We start from the raw sequence: 1,153 nt of genomic DNA, 5'->3' as shown, positions 1-1,153 counted from the left end.
CAACACCGACGGCTCCATCACCGCCTACACCAGCAACGGCGGAGACGGACACGGCGGCTGGACCAACCTCGGCCGCATCGCCACCGGCGCCTGACACTCCCTGTTCGACGAGATACCGAAAGGCTCTCCTTCTGATGAAGCGCCTCGCACGGGCCGGACTCGCAGCCTTGGCGATTCTCGCCGGCGCCCTTTCCACGGCGCCGGCCGCGCACGCGGCGGCTCCCCCTTCACCAGCGCTCCGGGTCATGCCGCTGGGTGATTCCATCACCGCCGGTGTCGGCGGCACGACCGGCGCGGGCTACCGCCTTCCGCTGTGGAACTCCGCTGCGGGACAGTCCCGATACACGATCGACTACGTCGGCACCCAAAGCTTCGGAAACGTCCCCGACCCCGACAACGAAGGTCACAGCGGCTATCGCGTCGCCGACATTCGTGCCGGCATCGATGGCTGGCTCTCGGCAGCCACCCCCGATGTCGTCCTGCTCCACATCGGCATCAACGACCTCGACCGCGACCCCGCCCGGAACACCAAGGCATCCGCCGACCGTGCCGCCGCCGCGTTCACCGACCTGGCCCACCGCATCTTCGCCGACCGGCCGGGCGTCACCGTCCTGGTCCAGGGGCTGATCCCCACCACGCCGGAGCTCCAGTTCGCAGCCCAGTCGTACAACAACAGCATCAAGGCGCTGCAGTTCGGAAGCCTGGCTGGGCAGAGGTTCCGCTACCTGGATCCGCCGGCCCTGACTACCGCGGAGATGAACGACCGGCTGCACCCGAACGACGCCGGGAACGCCCGGATGGCAGACGTCTTCTTCAACGGGCTGGAGAAGGCCGTCACCGACGGACTTGCGCAACGCCCCTCGACCTCCCGTGGGGGTTCGGAGGCGGGGTCGGGTCGTGTGCGGTGGGCGGATTTCGACGGGGACAGCAGGGCTGACTACTGGATCGTCAATCCCAGCGGGTCGGTGAACGTCTACCTGAACCAGGGCGGCGACGGCTACGGGGGCTGGCAGGACATGGGACAGGTCGCCACCGGCCTGACCTCAGACTCCTCCCGAGTGCGGTTCGCGGACTTCGACGGCGACCGCAAGGCCGACTACCTCCTGATCAACCCCGACGGATCGGTCAACGTCCACCTCAACAAGGGCGGCGA

Annotated in this window: 1 protein-coding gene; it reads left to right on the top strand. The window is 68.2% G+C overall.

Annotation, left to right across the window (positions count from 1 at the left end; all coding sequences use genetic code 11):
• Positions 1 to 134 precede the first annotated feature (134 nt).
• Positions 135 to 1,153: GDSL-type esterase/lipase family protein (locus ACFW1I_RS38380; protein ID WP_384678821.1), on the top strand; the 1,019-nt coding region annotated here is incomplete at its 3' end.

Origin of the sequence: Streptomyces sp. NPDC058955, from assembly GCF_042741435.1 — a bacterium.
Taxonomy (GTDB): Bacteria; Actinomycetota; Actinomycetes; order Streptomycetales; family Streptomycetaceae; genus Streptomyces.
The sequence above is the reverse complement of the archived record's forward strand: the minus strand, read 5'-3'. Positions and strand labels throughout refer to the sequence as shown.